At 74.4% G+C, this 16,765-nt stretch carries 15 protein-coding genes; 10 read left to right on the top strand and 5 right to left on the bottom strand.

Annotation, left to right across the window (positions count from 1 at the left end; translation table 11 throughout):
• The first annotated feature begins 3 nt into the window (after nt 1–3).
• Nucleotides 4–594, top strand: coding sequence for a histidine phosphatase family protein (locus SM611_RS09450; protein WP_371948827.1), 591 nt, complete (start codon nt 4–6; stop codon nt 592–594).
• Nucleotides 595–681: 87 nt separating this feature from the next.
• A complete protein-coding gene (locus tag SM611_RS09455) occupies nt 682–981 on the top strand; it encodes a metal-sensitive transcriptional regulator (protein WP_067631628.1) in 300 nt (99 codons plus the stop codon).
• A 24-nt stretch (nt 982–1,005) separates the two neighbouring features.
• Here the strand turns inward: SM611_RS09455 and SM611_RS09460 are convergent, their stop codons facing one another.
• On the bottom strand, nt 1,006–1,548 hold the full coding sequence (locus SM611_RS09460) for a MarR family winged helix-turn-helix transcriptional regulator (protein WP_371948828.1): 543 nt from the start codon (nt 1,546–1,548) through the stop codon (nt 1,006–1,008).
• 114 nt (nt 1,549–1,662) lie between these two features.
• Between SM611_RS09460 and SM611_RS09465 the strand changes: the two genes are divergently transcribed.
• Entirely contained in the window at nt 1,663–3,204 is a 1,542-nt protein-coding gene (locus SM611_RS09465) for a DHA2 family efflux MFS transporter permease subunit (protein WP_371948830.1), read from the top strand.
• A gap of 7 nt (nt 3,205–3,211) precedes the next feature.
• Here the strand turns inward: SM611_RS09465 and SM611_RS09470 are convergent, their stop codons facing one another.
• From SM611_RS09470 to ggt, 3 genes are all read right to left on the bottom strand, one after another.
• Complete coding sequence (locus tag SM611_RS09470; protein WP_371948831.1) at nt 3,212–4,078, bottom strand: oxygenase MpaB family protein; 867 nt, start codon at nt 4,076–4,078, stop codon at nt 3,212–3,214.
• 127 nt (nt 4,079–4,205) lie between these two features.
• Nucleotides 4,206–4,589, bottom strand: a complete 384-nt coding sequence (cutA, locus tag SM611_RS09475; RefSeq protein ID WP_371948832.1) for a divalent-cation tolerance protein CutA — start codon at nt 4,587–4,589, stop codon at nt 4,206–4,208.
• Nucleotides 4,590–4,653: 64 nt separating this feature from the next.
• Nucleotides 4,654–6,519 (bottom strand): gamma-glutamyltransferase, encoded by a 1,866-nt coding sequence (gene ggt, locus SM611_RS09480; RefSeq protein WP_443112130.1) that lies wholly within the window; start codon nt 6,517–6,519, stop codon nt 4,654–4,656.
• Nucleotides 6,520–6,893: 374 nt separating this feature from the next.
• On the opposite strand from ggt, the gene SM611_RS09485 reads away from it, so the two are divergent.
• The 7 genes from SM611_RS09485 (at nt 6,894) to SM611_RS09515 (ending at nt 16,104) form a co-directional block, all read left to right on the top strand.
• Entirely contained in the window at nt 6,894–8,903 is a 2,010-nt protein-coding gene (locus tag SM611_RS09485) for an amino acid permease (RefSeq protein WP_371948835.1), read from the top strand.
• A gap of 194 nt (nt 8,904–9,097) precedes the next feature.
• On the top strand, nt 9,098–9,931 hold the full coding sequence (locus tag SM611_RS09490) for an NUDIX hydrolase (RefSeq protein ID WP_371948836.1): 834 nt from the start codon (nt 9,098–9,100) through the stop codon (nt 9,929–9,931).
• A 103-nt stretch (nt 9,932–10,034) separates the two neighbouring features.
• The gene (locus SM611_RS09495; RefSeq protein WP_371948838.1) at nt 10,035–11,066 is read left to right on the top strand and encodes a molecular chaperone DnaJ; all 1,032 of its coding nucleotides are present in this window, start codon (nt 10,035–10,037) and stop codon (nt 11,064–11,066) included.
• An 11-nt stretch (nt 11,067–11,077) separates the two neighbouring features.
• Nucleotides 11,078–12,049, top strand: coding sequence for a hypothetical protein (locus SM611_RS09500; protein ID WP_371948840.1), 972 nt, complete (start codon nt 11,078–11,080; stop codon nt 12,047–12,049).
• Nucleotides 12,050–12,051: 2 nt separating this feature from the next.
• On the top strand, nt 12,052–13,368 hold the full coding sequence (locus SM611_RS09505; RefSeq protein ID WP_371948841.1) for an adenylosuccinate synthetase: 1,317 nt from the start codon (nt 12,052–12,054) through the stop codon (nt 13,366–13,368).
• Between the two features lie 43 nt (nt 13,369–13,411).
• Entirely contained in the window at nt 13,412–15,376 is a 1,965-nt protein-coding gene (locus SM611_RS09510) for a hypothetical protein (protein ID WP_371948843.1), read from the top strand.
• Between the two features lie 23 nt (nt 15,377–15,399).
• Entirely contained in the window at nt 15,400–16,104 is a 705-nt protein-coding gene (locus tag SM611_RS09515) for a 3-keto-5-aminohexanoate cleavage protein (RefSeq protein ID WP_371948845.1), read from the top strand.
• Nucleotides 16,105–16,140: 36 nt separating this feature from the next.
• Here SM611_RS09515 and SM611_RS09520 read toward each other — a convergent pair whose 3' ends face one another.
• Entirely contained in the window at nt 16,141–16,752 is a 612-nt protein-coding gene (locus tag SM611_RS09520) for an Rv1733c family protein (protein WP_371948847.1), read from the bottom strand.
• Nucleotides 16,753–16,765: the final 13 nt, after the last annotated feature.

The following is a 16,765-nucleotide window of genomic DNA, read 5'->3' on the forward strand; positions in this document are numbered from 1 at the left end:
CCCATGGGCGAACTGATCCTGGTGCGGCACGGCGAGACCGAGTGGAGCCGGGACCGCCGGCACACGGGGCTGACGGACGTCCCGCTGACCGGGCGGGGCGAGGAGCAGGCCCGCTCGCTGCGCGGGGCGCTGAAGGGCCGGAACGTCGTCCGGACGCTGGTCAGCCCGGCGGAGCGGGCGCGGCGGACGGCGGAGCTGGCCGGGCTCCCGGTCGAGGAGACCGACCCCGGCCTGCGGGAGTGGGACTACGGCGGCTACGAGGGCATCACGAGCGCCGAGATCCGCGCGGAGCGGCCCGGCTGGTTCCTGTGGGACGACGGGGTGGTCCCCGGCGACGCCGCTCATCCGGGCGAGACCGTCGAGGAGGTCAGCGCGCGGGCGGACGCGGTCCTCGCGCGGGTGGGGACGCCGCCCGCGGACGGCGACGTCGTGCTCGTCGCGCACGGGCACTTCCTGCGGGTGCTGACGGCGCGGTGGCTCGGCCTGGAGCCCGCGCTCGGACGGCTGTTCGCGCTCGGCACCGGGACGCTGTCGGCGCTCGGCAGCGAGCACGGCCGGCCGGTCGTCAGCGCCTGGAACGTCCCGCCGCCGTGACCCCGGACAGCGCATAAGGTACCTGTTGGGGGATGTCCCCCAGGGGTACCCGGGCGTGCGCCCCCGGAAGGATTGCGGAGGACGGACATGGCGACCAGCGAGACCCCCACCCGCGGGTACACCGCCACCAAGGACCAGCTGCAGACCCGGCTGGCCAGGATCGAGGGCCAGGTGCGCGGCATCGACCGGATGGTCGAGGACGACCGCTACTGCATCGACATCCTCACCCAGATCAGCGCCGTCCAGGCCGCGCTGGACAAGGTGGCGCTCGGGCTGCTGGACGGGCACGTCCGGCACTGCGTGGCCGAGGGCGCCGAGGAGGGCAAGGGCGACGCGATGTCCACCGAGCTGATGGCGGCCGTCGGGAGGCTCATGCGCCGCGGCTGACCGTGCCGGCGACCGTGTCGGCGGTCACGGGCCCGGGTGCTCCGGGCCCGGTTGCTCCCCCGGCCGGCCCGGCGCCCCGTCGGCCGGCCCGCCGCGCTCCATGTTGCGGGCGAGAGTGCGCCAGCCGAGCAGGAAGTGGGCCCGCTCGGCGGGGCCGAGCGACTCCAGCGTCGCCCGCAGCGGGCGCAGCCGCCGCCACGCGAACCGCTCGATGCTCTCGCGGTGCGCCTCGGCCAGGCTGACGATCATGCGCCGGCGGTCCCGCTCGTCCGGCCGCCGCTCGACGAAGCCCCCGCGCTGCAGCTCCCCGACGAGCTGGCTGACCGTGGCGGGGCTGAGCGCCATGCGCCGCGCGAGGACGCCGACCGGCGCGGGGCCGTGCAGGACGAGCTGCGTCAGCGCGGGCACGTGCCGGGGCCCGAGCCCGGCGTCCTTCACCCGCTGGACGATCTCCTCGGCGTCGGCGTGCCCGTCCTTCATGCCGCGCGCCACCCGCCCCATGAGCTGGACCATCGTCTCCAGGTCGGCGTCGATCGACGCGTCGGCGCTGGAACGATTCTCGGACATACCTTGAAGTTCAACATATTCCGTGATGGACTGCAAAGTATTGATCTTCAAGATGTTTCACGTCTTGAGCCACGGGGACTCCGGGCTACCGGAACCTCAGGCAAGGGGGCGACCATGGCCGAAAGCCCGTCCACCAAGGTGGCGCCGCCGGGCGGTTCCGGCGGCGGCGAGCGGCTCGACCGGCAGACCATCGTGCTCGGCCTCGTGATCGTGGCCGGCACCGTGATGGCGATCCTCGACACCACGATCGTCAACGTGGCGCTGGAGACGCTCGGCCGCGACTTCTCGACCGACCTGTCCACGATCCAGTGGGTCATCACCGGCTACCTGCTGGCCATGGGGACGGTCATCCCGCTCACCGGCTGGGCCGTCGACCGGTTCGGCGGGCGGCGCGTGTGGCTCACCGCGATCGTGCTGTTCGTGGCCGGCTCCGTGCTGTCCGGCCTGTCGTGGAGCATCCAGTCGCTGATCGTCTTCCGGGTGCTGCAGGGGCTCGGCGGCGGCATGCTGATGCCGACCGGGATGGCCATCCTCACGATGGCCGCCGGCCCGCGGCGGCTCGGCCGCATCATGAGCATCGTCGGCGTCCCGATGCTGCTCGGGCCCGTCCTCGGCCCGGTGCTCGGCGGCTGGCTGGTCGAGGACGTCGACTGGCGCTGGATCTTCTTCGTCAACGTGCCCGTCGGCGCGCTGGCGTTCACGCTGGCCTGGTGGAAGGTGCCGCGCGGGCACGGCGGGCAGGGCGAGTCGGCGCTCGACCTGCGCGGGCTGGCGCTGCTGCCGCCCGGGTTCGCGCTGCTGATCTACGGGCTGTCCACCGCGAGCAGCAGCGGCGGCTTCGGGAACGCCTCGACGATCGGCTGGCTCGCCGCGGGCGCCGTCCTGGTGGGACTGTTCGTCCTGCACAGCCTGCGCCGCCGCGAGCGCGCCCTGATCGACGTGCGGCTGTTCGCCGACCGGACGTTCGCGACCGCGGCCGTCACGGTGTCCCTCGTCGGCGTGGCGCTGATGGGCTCGATGCTGCTGATCCCGCTCTTCTACCAGACCACGCACGGCGAGGGCGCGTTCGCCGCGGGCCTGCTGCTGGCGCCGCAGGGCGTCGGCGCGGCGATCGCGATGCCGGTGGCGGGGGTGATCACCGACCGGTTCGGGGCCGGCCGCATCGTCCCGGTCGGCATCGTGCTGGTGGTGGCCGGCACCATCCCGTTCGCCATGGTGGACGCCGGCACGTCCTACTGGCTGCTCGGCGGCGCGCTGCTCGTGCGGGGACTCGGGCTCGGCTGCACGATGATGCCGACCATGTCGGCCGCCCTGACCACGCTGAGCCGGGCGGCGGTGTCGCGGGCCAGCAGCACGCTGAACATCCTCGTCCAGCTCGGCGGGTCGGTCGGCACGGCGCTGCTCGCCGTCATCCTGGCCCGCGAGATCGGCGACCGGATCCCGCAGGCGGCGGGCGGGGGCGGCGCGGGGGGCGGCGTCGGCTCGATCCCCGAGCAGGCGCGGCAGCAGCTCGCGCCGAAGCTGGCCGACGCGTTCGGCAGCACGTTCTCGGTCGCGCTGATCCTCACCGCCGTGATGATCGTCCCGGCGCTGCTGCTGCCCCGCCGCGGCGCCGAGCACGACGCGGACGCGGACGCGCCGCCGCCGGCGGCGTGAGCGCCGGTCAGGACGCGATCGACCAGGTGGCCAGGCTGTTCTCGTGCTCGCGCGTGAGCCGCCTGGCCCGCTGGGCGTCCGGCGTGTAGCGGTACCGCTCCGGGACGACCAGCGACGTGCGGTACAGGCCCTTCAGCGTCAGCGTCGCCGCCAGGTCGGACGTGGGCAGCCCCGGCAGCCCGTACATGCGGCGGGCCCAGCGCGGCAGCGTCGCGACGGTCAGCGTCCCGACGGCGGGCGCGGCGAGCTTCAGCGGGAGCAGGTGCCGCGGGACGGCCGGGCTGAACATGCGGCGCAGCCCCTCGCGCGCCTCCCGGCACGCCCAGATCCGCCGCCGCATCCCCGCGTAGTACTCGTCCATCTCCGCGACGGTCGCGGGCACGTCCGCCGGGTCGAGCCCGACGACCTCGGCGGCGCGGCGCTGCTCGTCCACGAAGCTGTCGGCGTCCTCGGCGGTGAGCGGGACCCCGGCGCGGCGCGCCACGTCGAGGTAGGAGTCGACCTCGCCCATGTGGACCCAGAGCAGGTTCTCCGGGTCGTCGATCGGGAACGTCTCGCCGGTGCGCATGTCGAGGCCGGTGAGCTTGGCGTGCAGCCGGCGGACGCGGCGGCCCACCCGCTCGACGTCCTCCTCCGTCCCGTAGGTGCGGACGCGGACGAACTCGACCGTCCGGGTCAGCCGCGCCCACGCGGCGGAGGGGTCCATCAGCTCGGAGTTCTGGGCGGTCCCCCACATGGAGCGCGGATGGAGCGCCTGCAGCAGCAGGGCCCTGACGCCGCCGACCATCAGCACCGGCTCGCCCATGACCCGCCAGGTCACCGAGCCCGGCCCGAACAGTCCGTGGTCCGCACCCAGCTCGCTCAGCTCGCGCACATCGACCCCTCCCTCCCGGCCCTGACCGGGCTGAACACGTCCGGCCAGGGTAAACAAGAACTTACCCTGCCATGACGCGCGTCACACTGGCCAGGGCCGCACCGCTTTCCCGGGGTGGGCGGTGCGCTCAGGTCCCGGTCTCAAGGTCCTCGGGGTCCTCGGGGTCCTCGACGGCCTCGTCGCGCTCGCCGGCCTCGGTCTGCTCGGTGATCCAGGCCAGGTAGTCCATGCTGCCCGCCACCACCGGGGTCGCGATGATCTCCGGGGTGTCGTAGGAGTGCCCCTCGGTGATCAGGGAGGCCAGCTCGTCGAAGCGGTCGGCGGAGGTCTTGAACACGACCATCCACTCCTCCGCCGACTCGATCTCGCCCTCCCACCAGTAGGTGCTGGCGATCGGCCCGACCAGCTGGGCGCAGGCCGCGATCCGCTCGGCGACCGCCGACCGCGCCAGCTCGGCGGCCTCGGCGCGGGAGTCGGTCGTGGTGGTCACCTGCACGAAAGAGTGGGCCATGGCACGACTCCTTCCCGCTCGCCGTCCGCGCACGCCACCCGTGCCGGTCCCGCGGCTGAGACGGTCACCGGGCCGGCCGGACGACCAGCGCGCTGCCGCCGCCGCGCCGCACCGGCTCCGCGACCGCCTGGACGAGCCCCGGCCGCAGGATCTCCAGCCCCGTCGCGGCGCCGATCACGCCCGCGGGCGGGCCGGGGAAGACCTCCAGCCGGTGCCCGCGCGCCGCGAGGCCGCGGCCGTAGGCCTCGATGAACGGCTGCTCGGCGTAGACGAACGGGGTGTTGCGCTGCGTGGCGCGCGGCGCGTTCAGCGCGGCGGGCAGGTCCATGCCGAGGTCGATGCGGTTCAGCAGGATCTGCAGCACGGTCGTGATGATCGTGGACCCGCCGGGCGTGCCGACCGCGAGCCTCGGCCGCCCGTCCTTGAGGACGAGGGTCGGGGACATGCTGCTGCGCGGGCGCTTGTGCGGGCCCGGCAGGTTCGGGTCGGGCGCCTGGCCGGGCGCGGGCGGCTGGAAGGAGAAGTCCGTCAGCTCGTTGTTGAGCAGGAAGCCCCGGCCGGGGACGGTGATGCCGCTGCCGCCGAACTGCTCGATCGACAGCGTGTAGGCGACGACGTTGCCCCACTTGTCGGCGACGACGAGGTGGGTGGTCTGCGGGCCCTCGAACGCGAGCGCGCGGGTCTGCGTGCCGGGCGGGACGCACGGCGCGTAGCTCCCGTCGGGCGAGCCGGGCGCGACGGGGGCGGGCGCGGCCTCGCCGGGCTTGATCAGGCAGGCGCGCTCGCGGGCGAACCCGGCGGACAGCAGCTCGTCCAGCGGCACGTCCACCTTGTCGGCGTCGCCCACGTAGCGGCCGCGGTCGGCGTAGGCGAGCTTGGACGCCTCCAGGTAGTAGTGCAGGGCCGTGACCGGGTCGCGGGCGTCGAGGCGGAAGTTGCCCAGGATGGTGAGCGCCTCCCCCACCGTGGAGCCGCCGGACGACGACGGCGGCATGCCGTAGACGTCCATCCCCCGGTAGGGGACGTGCGTGGGCTCGCGCACCACCGCCCGGTAGGCGGCGAGGTCGCCGCGCTCCATGAGCCCGGGCCGGACGTCGCGGTCCGCCGCCGGGTCGACGGGCGGCGCGGCGACCGTCCGGGCGATCTCGCGGCCGAGCCCGCCCGCGTAGAACCAGTCCGGGCCGCGCTTCGCCAGCTGCCGGTAGGTGTCGGCGAGGTCGGGGTTGCGGAACACCGAGCCGACCTCGGGCACCTTCCCGCCCGGCAGGAACAGCCGCCGGGTCGGGACGATGTCGCGGAAGCGCGCCTCGTTCACGGCGGTCTGGTCGTGGAACTCCTGGTCGACGACGAATCCCCGGTCCGCGATCTTGATGGCGGGACGCAGCAGGGCGCCGAGGTCGCGGGTGCCGAAGCGGCGCAGCGCGAGGTCCCACTGGGCGAGGGTGCCGGGCACGCCGACGCCGAGCCCGCTGGTGACGGCCTGGTCGAACGGGAGCGGCTTGCCCGTCGCCGGGTCGATGAAGGAGTCCTGCCGCATGCGCTCGGGCGCGAACTCGCGGCCGTCGAGCGCGTAGACGCGGCGCTTCTTCGCGTCGTAGTAGGTGATGTAGCCGCCTCCGCCGATCGCGGACACGTACGGCTCGGTGACGCCGAGGGTCGCGCTCGCGGCGACGGCCGCGTCCATCGCGTTGCCGCCGCGCTTCAGGACGTCCAGGGCCGTCCGGCTGGCGTCGAGGTCGACGGTGGACACGGCGCCGCCGTAGCCGGTCGCGACCGGCTGCTTGACGGGGGGCCGCGCGGGGCCGGCGTGCGGGCCGGGCGCGGGGACCGGCGCGGCGGACGCGGGCGGGGCGGCGGGGACGGCCAGCGACGCGGCGGCGGCCACGGCGGCGACGAGGGTCGAGCGGGTACGCGACGGGGAGCGGGACACCGGCACCTCCAGACGAACACGGCGTCCCTACGGTGCCACCGATCTTCACCCGATGCCACCGTACGCACCGGCCGGCCCCGGTCGCGCAGAAAGATCATAAAGCGCTTCCCGCATGGGAAATGGCCGGTATTCGATCGGAGCGCTCCAGTAGAAATTGATTCGGCGGTCGGTTGGCCCTGCGTGAGGGAGCGGCTGCGGCACGTCGCCGACCTGCGCTTTGGCAGGTTGCGACAACGCGAAGACGACATCCAACGGGAGGAAAACGTTGCGATTATGCTCGCGCGTGGTGAATTCTTAGGGGCTTCGACGGCCATCACCTGCGAACAGCGGCGCGGGTGCATCACTCCCGGCCCCCGGCCAAAGGGGGACGAACTATGACCTGGGACATGCGCATGCGCAACAACATGTTCCGCCGGCTGCCGGTGGAGCAGGCCACCGGCCGGCTCTACGGCGGGCGGCACCGGCTCCGCGTGGTGTACCGGACCCGCGATCTCGTCGTGCTCGGCCTCGGCGTCATGATCGGCTCCGGCATCTTCAAGATCGCCGGCGAGCAGGCGAGCTCGACCGCCGGGCCCGGCGTGCTGATCTCCTTCCTCATCGCGGGTGGCGTGTGCGTGCTCGCCGCGCTCGCGTTCGCCGAGCTGTCCTCGATCATCCCGGTGGCGGGCAGCGCCTACTCCTTCGCCTACGTCGCGTTCGGCGAGGTGTGGGCGTGGGTCGTCGGCTGGGCGCTGATCATGGAGCTGCTGCTGGCCGCGTCCGTGCTCGCGCGGGTGTGGTCGCTGTACGCCACGCAGGCGCTGCACGACTTCGGGGTGCCGGTGCCCGGCGGGCTCGGCGACGTCATCGGCCAGGTGAAGGGCCCGGACGTGCTGGCCCTCGGCATCCTGCTGCTGGTCGTGCTGATGCTCGCCACCGGCAGCCGGCTGAGCCTGAAGTCGCTGTGGTACATGGTGATGGCCAAGGTCATCGTGATCGGGCTCGTCATCGCCACCGGCCTGAAGTTCTTCGACGCCGGGAACCTCACCCCGTTCGTCCCGCCCGCGCGGCCGGCGCCGGAGGGCGACCAGACGGTGCTGGACGCCGTGCTGGGCGCGTTCGGCGGCGGCACCCCGCACGTGTTCGGAGTCTGGGGGCTGTTCGCCGCCGCGCCGACCATCGCGTTCGCCTACATCGGGTTCGACCTCATCGCGACCGCCTCGGAGGAGACCGACGACGCGCCGCGCAAGGTGCCGCGCGGCATCCTCACCGCCCTGCTCACCGCGATCGTGCTGTACGCGGCGGTGGCGATCGCGCTGGTCGGCATGGTCGGGATGGACGGCTTCGCCAAGCTCAACCCGGACAAGCTGCTGCTCGCCGCCGCGTTCGACGAGGTCGGCGCGGGCGCGATGGGCAAGATCGTCGACGTGGGCGCGGTGCTCGCGCTGACCACCGTCATCCTGGTGGTGGTGATCAGCCTGACCCGGGTGGTGTTCTCGATGGCCCGGGACGGGCTGCTGCCCCGCCCGCTCGCCGCGATGAGCCGCTACAAGGTGCCGTCCCGCGCCACCCTGCTGGCCGGCGGCGCGGCGCTGGTCATGTCGCAGACGATCGACGTGCTGACGCTGGAGCAGCTCGTCGTGATCGGCACGCTGTTCGCGTTCCTGTTCGTCGCCGCCGCGGTGCTCGCGCTGCGGCACGCCCAGCCCGACCTGCACCGGCCGTTCCGGATGCCGGCGGCACCGCTCGTCGTGCTCGCGACGATCCTGGCGGTCGGCTGGCTGATGCTGAACCTCAAGGTCCAGACGTGGGCGTACTTCGCGGTCTGGATGGCCGTCGGCATCGTCCTCTACCTGGTCTACGGGCGCCGCAAGAGCCAGATGAAGCTGCTGCTGGACGCGCCGCCGGACCGCCCGGTCGCCGCGCCCCTGGCCGCCGCGCCGCCGCCCGGAGCGCTGCCGCCGGGGGTCGTCCCGGCGGGCGGGCCCGGGCTGGGCGAGCCGGTGCCGTACGCGTCCGGCGGGTGGGACGCCCCGCGGGCGCCCGAGCCGGGCGGACGGCCGGGCATGCCCGAGAGCCCCTACCCGACGGGCCGGTACTCGACCGGCCGGCAGGCGGGCGGCCAGTTCGCGCGCGACCCGTACCGGGCCCCGCCCGAGGACGCCGAGGGCTACGAGCGGGACGTCCGGAGGCGGCCGTCCGGCCCGTACTCCCCGGGCCCGACCGGCCGGCCGGCCGATCCGTACGCGCTCGACCCGGAGGTGCCGGACCCGTACGCGCCCGGCCCCCACCGGTACGACCGGTACGGCTCCGGCGAGCGGCCCTACGGCGAGCAGGCGTATCCCGGGCAGGGCTACGGCGACGAGCACGAGGAGCCGCCGGACGGCGGGAGGCACCGCCACTGAGGCCCCGTCCGGAAACTCCGCTTTTGTAGAGATCCGCCGAACGCAGCGGGCGCCGCTCCCACCGGGGGGCGGCGCCCGCTTCTTCGTCACCCCGCCCGCGCTGGACAACCGGTCCGTCCGGAGGTATGTTCTTCTCAAGTTGAGATGAACTCAGCTTGAGACTTACTCGTTCCGAGACTGATGGAGGGGCGCGGATGACCCCGGAACCGAGGCGCGACGAGGCCGAGTTCCTCGCGGGCTACGACCCGCGCGACTACGACCCGGTCGCCGTGACGGTGGACGTCGTCGCGCTGACCATCCGCGACGGCGCCCTCCACGTCCTGCTGGTCCGGCGCGGGCACGCCCCGTACGCGGGGATGTGGGCGCTGCCGGGCGGCTTCGTCCAGGCGGGCGGGCCGCTGCAGGGCGACGACGCCGAGGACCTGCCCGACGCCGCCGTCCGGGAGCTGGCCGAGGAGACCGGGCTCAGCGCCGAGGGCGGCGCGCTCGGCCGCGTCCATCTGGAGCAGCTCGGCACCTACGGGTCGCCCGGCCGCGACCCGCGGATGCGCATCATCTCCGTCGCCCACCTGGCGTTCGCGCCGGAGCTGCCCGATCCCGAGGCCGGCGGCGACGCCGCCGACGCGGCCTGGGTGCCGGTGGATGCGCTCGGCCTGACCGAGTCCGGCGAGCAGCGTCCCGGCACCACGCGGCGGCTCGCGTTCGACCACGCGCGGATCCTCGCCGACGGCCTGGAGCGGGCGCGCGGGAAGCTGGAGTACACCCCGCTCGCCACGGCGTTCTGCGGCGCCGAGTTCACGATTCCGGAGCTGCGGGCGGTCTACGAGGCGGTGTGGGGCGAGGAGCTGCACGCCGGCAACTTCCACCGGAAGGTCCTGTCGGTGCCGGGGTTCGTGGAGGGCACCGGCACGACGGCCGACCGGGGCGGCCGGCGCGGCGGGCCCCGCCCCCGCCTCTACCGCGCCGGCGACGCCCGCCTGCTCCACCCGGCGCTGCTGCGGCCCAGCCGGGAGGAGGAGATCAGATGAGCGAAGCGAACCGGGGGGCGTGGGGGGTCGCCCCCCACAAGGAACAGAGATGAGCGAAGCGAACCGGGGGGCGTGGGGGGTCGCCCCCCCACAAGGAACAGAAATGAGCGAAGCGAACCAGCTGGACGACGCGCTGGCGCGGCTGGACCGGGCGCGCGTCCCGGCCGACCTGTTCGGCGAGGACGAGGCGGAGGCGGTGCGGCGGTACCGGCGGCTGGCCCGGCTCGTCCACCCGGACGCGACGGGCGGCCGCACCCGCGACGCGTTCATCAGGCTGAGCGCGCTCTGGCGCGCCCGCCACCGCGACGATCCGGCCGTGATCACCACCCGCCGCCACGCGTACCGCCTGGACGGCGACCCGATCGGCGGCGATCTCGCCGAGCTGTACCCGGCGCGCTCCGGGTCCGGGCTCGGGGTGCTGGTGAAGATGCCGCGGGATCCGCGCGACGGCGACCTGGTCGAGCGCGAGGCGGCGGCGCTCAGCCGGCTCGCCGGGGACGGCGACGCGAGGTTCCTGCCGTACGTCCCCCGCCTGGTCGAGTCGTTCCGCCACCGGGACGCGGCGACCGGGGCGCAACGGCAGGTCAACGTGGTCGCCGCGCTGGACGGGTTCCACAGCCTGGCCGAGGTCGGGCGGGCGTACCCGGACGGCGTCGACCCGCGCGACGCGGCGTGGATGTGGCGGCGGCTGCTGGTCGGCCTCGGGTTCGCGCACAGGGCGGGCGTCCTGCACGGCGCGGTCCTGCCCGACCACGTGATGATCCATCCGGCGGAGCACGGCCTCGTCCTCGTCGACTGGTGCTACTCGGTGCTCGGAGGCCGCGGGGGCGCCGGCCCGTCCGGGCGCGTCCCCGCGATGGTCGACCGGTACGCCGGCCGGTACCCGCCCGAGGTGCCGGGACGGCGTCCGGCGAGCCCCGCGACCGACATCTTCATGGCCACCCGGTGCATGACCGGCCTCATGGGCGGCAAGGCGCCCCCGGCGATGCGCTCGTTCGCGCGCGGCTGCACGCTGCCCGCGCGGAACCGGCGCCCGTCCGACGCCTGGCGGCTGCTGGCCGAGCTGGACGAGCTGCTGGAGCGGCTCTACGGCCGGCGGCGCTTCCGCCCCTTCCACCTGCCCTCCCCGCACTGAAGGAGACCGCCATGGGAAGCGGACACTGGTCCACCGACGTCTACACCGCCCGCGCGAGCTACCGCGCGTCCACCGGCGCGAGCGCGTTCGCCTATTCCGACGGCGGCGCGACCGCCGTCCACGCCGACCTGGACCCGCGCGGCGTGACCGCCCGGGAGAGCCGGGACTCCGACGACCACCCCGAGTCGCTCGCGATCGGCGTGCTGTTCGACGTGACCGGGTCGATGGGCAACGTGCCCCGGACGCTCCAGACCAAGCTCCCCGACCTGCTCGGGCTGCTGCTGCGCAAGGGCTACGTCCGGGACCCGCACATCCTGTTCGGCGCGGTCGGCGACGCGACCTGCGACCGGGCGCCGCTGCAGATCGGCCAGTTCGAGGCCGACAACCGGATGGACGACGACCTGGGCAAGATCCTCCTCGAAGGCGGGGGCGGCGGCCAGATGCGCGAGTCGTACGAGCTGGCCATGTACTTCATGGCCCGGCACACCTCGATCGACTGCTTCGAGAAGCGCGGGAAGCGCGGCTACCTGTTCATGATCGGCGACGAGCTGGCCTATCCGAAGGTCAAGCGGAGCGAGGTCGCGAAGGTCATCGGGGGTGAGCCGGACGAGGACGTCCCCGTCGCCGAGATCGTCCGCGAGCTGCGGCGCATGTACGACGTGTACTTCATCATCCCCGAGGGCGCGTACCACTCCGGGAGCCGGGAGCTGACCGGCTTCTGGCGGGACCTCCTCGGCCAGAACGTCCTCTACCTGGACGACCTGGACGCGGTCTGCGAGACGATCGCGCTGACCATCGGGCTCGCCGAGGACGCCATCGACCTGGACGAGGGCCTGGATCACCTGGCCGAGGCCGGGTCGGACGCCGGCGCGTCGGTGTCGCGCGCCCTCGCCCGGCTCGACGCGTCCCGCGCGCCGGTCGCCGTCTCGTCCACGCCGCCGGGGCTGGACGCCTCGGGGCCGTCCGCGACGACCCGCCTCTGACCATGCCGGACCACGTGATCGTCGTCGACCTCGGTTTCGGGGACGCGGGCAAGGGCACGGTCGTCGACCACCTCTGCACCGCGGACCCCGTCGCTCTGGGGGGACGGCCCCCCAGAGCCGCCGGTGCGCGGGTGGTCGCGGCGGTCGTCCGCTTCAACGGCGGCGCCCAGGCGGCGCACAACGTCGTCCTGGCGGACGGGCGGCACCACACGTTCGCCCAGTTCGGCTCGGGGACGTTCACGCGCGGCGTGCGGACCCACCTGTCCCGGTTCATGCTGGTCGATCCGCTCGCCCTCGCCGCCGAGGCCGGCCACCTGCGGGCGCTCGGCGTCCGCGACGCGCTCGACCGGCTGACCGTGGACGGGGACGCGCCGCTGACGACGCCGTACCACCGGGCCGCCAACCGCGCGCGGGAGATCGCGCGCGGCGCGGCCCGGCACGGGTCGTGCGGCATGGGCGTCGGCGAGACGGCGTCCTACGCGCTCGCGCACGAGGACGCGCCCCGCGCGGGCGACTGCCTGTCGCCCGCGCGGCTGCGCCGCCGGCTCGCCGCCGTCCGCGACTGGTACCGCGACACGTTCCCGGGCGGCGGGGACGTCCCGGACGCCGGCGCGTGCGCCGACGCCTTCGCCGCGTTCGGCGAGAGGGTCCGGATCGTCGGCGGCGGCCACCTGCGGGGGCTGCTCCGCGGCGGGAACGTCGTGTTCGAGGGGGCGCAGGGCGTCCTGCTGGACGAGTGGCACGGCTTCCACCCGTACACGACCTGGTCGACGACGACGTTCGCCAACGCCGAGGCGCTGCTGGCCGAGGCGGGGGCGTCCGCGGTGCGGCTGGGCGTGCTGCGCGCGTACGCGACCCGGCACGGGCCGGGCCCGTTCGTCACCGAGGACCCCGCGCTCACCGCCGGCCTCCCGGACCGGCACAACGGCGCGGGCCGCTGGCAGGGCGCGTTCCGGGTCGGCCATCTCGACACCGTCGCGCTCCGGTACGCGCTGGACGCGGCCGGCGGCGTGGACGGCCTGGCGGTCACGCACCTGGACGTCGCGGGGGCGCGTCCAGACCTGCGTGCCTGCCGGGCCTACACGATGGACGGCGGGCGGGTCGAGCGCCTGGAGGCCGGTCCGCCCGACCTGGACCGCCAGGCCGCCCTCACCCGCCGGCTGCTGCGCGCGAGGCCCGTCTACGGGCCGCTCGGCGACCCCGTCGAGACGGTGGAGGACGCGCTGGGGGCGCCGGTCGTCCTGCGCTCGCACGGGCCCACCGCGGCCGACAAACGGGGTGGCCACCTTCGGACGCCCCTTGACCTCGCGCGCCGCTGAGACCAAGATCACGCTACACGCCGCGATCTTCCGGAGGTGGACGTTGCGTCTCCCCCAGCGCACCCTGTCGGCCCTCGCGGCGATCGCCGCGTCCCTCGCCCTGCTGGCCGTCCCGCCGGCGCCGGCCGCGTCGGCCGGGACCGGCGACGGGTGCGATCCGATCGACCCGGCCGCGTGCCTGCTGCCGTTCCCGAGCGACTGGTACACGGTGGCGGACGCGGGCACGGCGACGGGCCGCCGCGTCCACATGGGGACGACGATCAAGAACGCGCTGGGCCTGCCCGTGTCGCCGGGCGAGTGGAACCGCGCGGACGGCTTCTCCCCGGGCTCGATGCTGCTCAGCCGCGTCCCGGGCGTCGACCTGACCCGCACGGGGGCCGCGCCGATCACCGACATCGGCTCCTCGCTGCGCGCCGACGCCCCCATCGTGATCGTGGACACCGCGACCGGCGAACGCTGGCCGTACTGGGCGGAACTGGACGCGAACGCGCCCGACGACCGGAAGGCACTGATCGTCCGTCCAGCGAAGAACTTCCTGGAGGGGCACCACTACGCGGTCGCGTTCCGGAACCTGCGCGACGCGTCCGGGAACGTGATCGGGCCGAACGCCGCGTTCACCAAGATCCTCGGCCCGGACCTGCCCTCCGGCGACCCCCTCGCCGCGCGGCAGCGGGACGAGCGGACGGTCCTCGCCGCGCTCCAGGCCAACGGCGTCGGCCGCGACGGCCTCTACCTGGCCTGGGACTTCACCGTCGCGAGCCGGCAGAGCCTCGCCGGGCCCGTGCTGCACATGCGGGACGAGGCGCTCCGCAAGCTCGGCGACCGGTCCCCCTCGTTCCTCGTGACGCAGGTGACCGACGACGTCGACGACAAGATCGCCCGCGAGGTGAGGGGCGTCGTGTGGGCGCCGAGCTACCTCGACCAGTACGGCGGCCTGCCCGGGGCGTCCCTGCACCGCGACCGGGACGGGCGGCCCTCGCAGCTGCCCGGCAACTCCCAGGCCGTCCCGTTCCAGTGCGAGATCCCGAAGTCGGCGTTCACCTCGCCGGCGCGTCCGGCCCTCTACGGGCACGGGCTCCTCGGCAGCGAGGGCGAGGTCGACGCGGGCAACGTCAAGGCGATGGCGGCCGAGCACGGCTTCATGTTCTGCGCGACCAGGTGGATCGGCATGTCCGAGGAGGACGTGCCGAACGTGATCACGGCGCTCGCCGACCTCACCCGCTTCCGGACGGTCGCCGACCGCCTCCAGCAGAGCCTGCTCGACTTCACCTTCCTCGGCCGCGCCATGACCCGCGGGTTCGCCGGGCACAAGGCGTTCCAGAACGGCGCCGGGGCGCCCCTGATCGACACCGGGGCCGAGCTGACCTACGACGGGAACAGCCAGGGCGGGATCATGGGCGGCGCCCTCACCGCCGTGTCCCCCGACATCCGGCGCGCCGTCCTCGGCGTCCCGGCCATGAACTACAGCACGCTGCTCAACCGCAGCGCCGACTTCCCGGAGTACGCGCAGGTCCTCGACCTGTTCTACCCGGACAAGCTCGACCAGCAGATCGGCCTCGCGCTGATCCAGATGCTGTGGGACCGGGGCGAGGCCAACGGCTACGCCCTGCACATGACCGACGATCCGCTGCCCGGCACGCCGGCGCACCGCGTCCTGATGCACGTCGCGTTCGGCGACCACCAGGTGGCGCCGGTCGCCGCCGAGGTCGAGGCGCGCACCATCGGCGCCCGCGTCCACGCGCCGACCGTCCGTCCGGGCCGCAACCCCGACACGGAGCCGTACTGGGGCATCCCGGCGTTCGGCTCGTCCTACGACGGCTCCGCCATGATCGTGTGGGACAGCGGCGCCCCTGCGCCGCCGCTCACCAACACGCCGCCGACCGAGGGCGCCGACCCGCACTCGCACCCGCGCAACAACGCCGACGCGCGCCGGCAGAAGGCGGTCTTCCTGAAGACCGGCACGGTCGTGGACGTGTGCGGAGGGGGACCCTGCGTGATCGCCCCATGACGCGCACCTGAGAAGATCGGACCATGCTCCAGGTCTGCCCGAACGGAACCCGGACCGAGGGCGTACCGGTCTCGCCCGAGGAGGTCGCCGCCGCGGTCCGCGCCGCGGCCGACGTCGGCGCGCAGGACGTCCACCTGCACCCGAAGGACGGCTCGGGCGCCGACACCCTCGACGCGCTGCACGTCGCGGAGACCGTCGCCGCCGTCCGGGCGCGGACGCCGACCATCGGCGTCGGCGTCACCACCGGCGCCTGGACGGCCCCGGACCCGGCCGAGCGCGCCGCGCTCATCCGGTCCTGGACCGTCCTGCCCGACCACGCGTCCGTGAACTTCCACGAGGCCGGCGCCGAGATGGTCGCCGAGGCCCTGTTCGAGCGCGGTGTCGCGATCGAGGCGGGCATCTTCTCCGGCACCGACGCCGCCGAGCGGTTCCTGCGCTGGCCGCACGCCCACCACGTGCTGCGCATCCTCGCCGAGGTCACCGACACCGCCCCGGAGACCGCCACCGGCACCGCCAAGGCGCTCCTGCACGCGATCGGGACCCGGCACTCCCGGCCGATCCTGCTCCACGGCGAGGACGGCGGCGCGTGGCCGGTGCTGCGCCTCGCCGTCCGGCACAACCTCGACGTCCGGATCGGGCTGGAGGACACCCTCACCCTCCCGGACGGCAGCCCGGCCGGCGACAACGCCACCCTGATCCAGACGGCTCGCGCCCTCCTCGCCCCGTGACGTCCACGCCCCGTGACGTCCACGCCGCCTAAGGCGTCAGGAGCGCGGATTGTGGCCGGCGGCGTCCATGCGGGCCCAGTCGGCGTCCCACATCGCGTCGCGGTGCCGGTCGCAGCGGCGGCGGACGAGCGCGTAGGCGAACAGCACCGGGACCGCGCAGCCGAGGACGGCCGCGGAGCCCGCGTAGACGGCGTCCGTCACCGTGCGGCTGTGCGGCCGGGGACGCACCGTCGGGTCGCCGCGCTGGTCGATCCAGATCGTCCGGTGCGCGCCGACCTTGACGTCCTTCCAGCTCGGCAGCGTCCCGACGTGGGGCTGCGCGTTCGCGCCCGGCCACGTCGCCTGGACGGTCTCATGGATGTAGCGGTCGCCGACGGAGCCGACCCCGCCGGTCGAGGTGACGGTCGCGACCACCTGCCGCCGGTTCGCGTGCTCGGCGTGCTCCGCGCTCATGCCGGCGCCGTAGGACCAGTTCACGGCCAGGGCGGCCAGCGGAGGGGCCGCTCCGAGCAGCAGCAGGAGCAGCCCGAGCGCGATCAGCCGCTGCACGCGGTCCACGCGGCGGCGCAGCGCGTTTCGCTCCAGGCCGAGCCGACGGCGCAGCCGGACGAGCGGCGTGCCTCCGCGGCGGATGCCTGACCTGCGCATCTGCGTTCACCTC

The organism is Actinomadura monticuli, assembly GCF_041463655.1.
Taxonomy (GTDB): domain Bacteria; phylum Actinomycetota; class Actinomycetes; order Streptosporangiales; family Streptosporangiaceae; genus Spirillospora; species Spirillospora monticuli.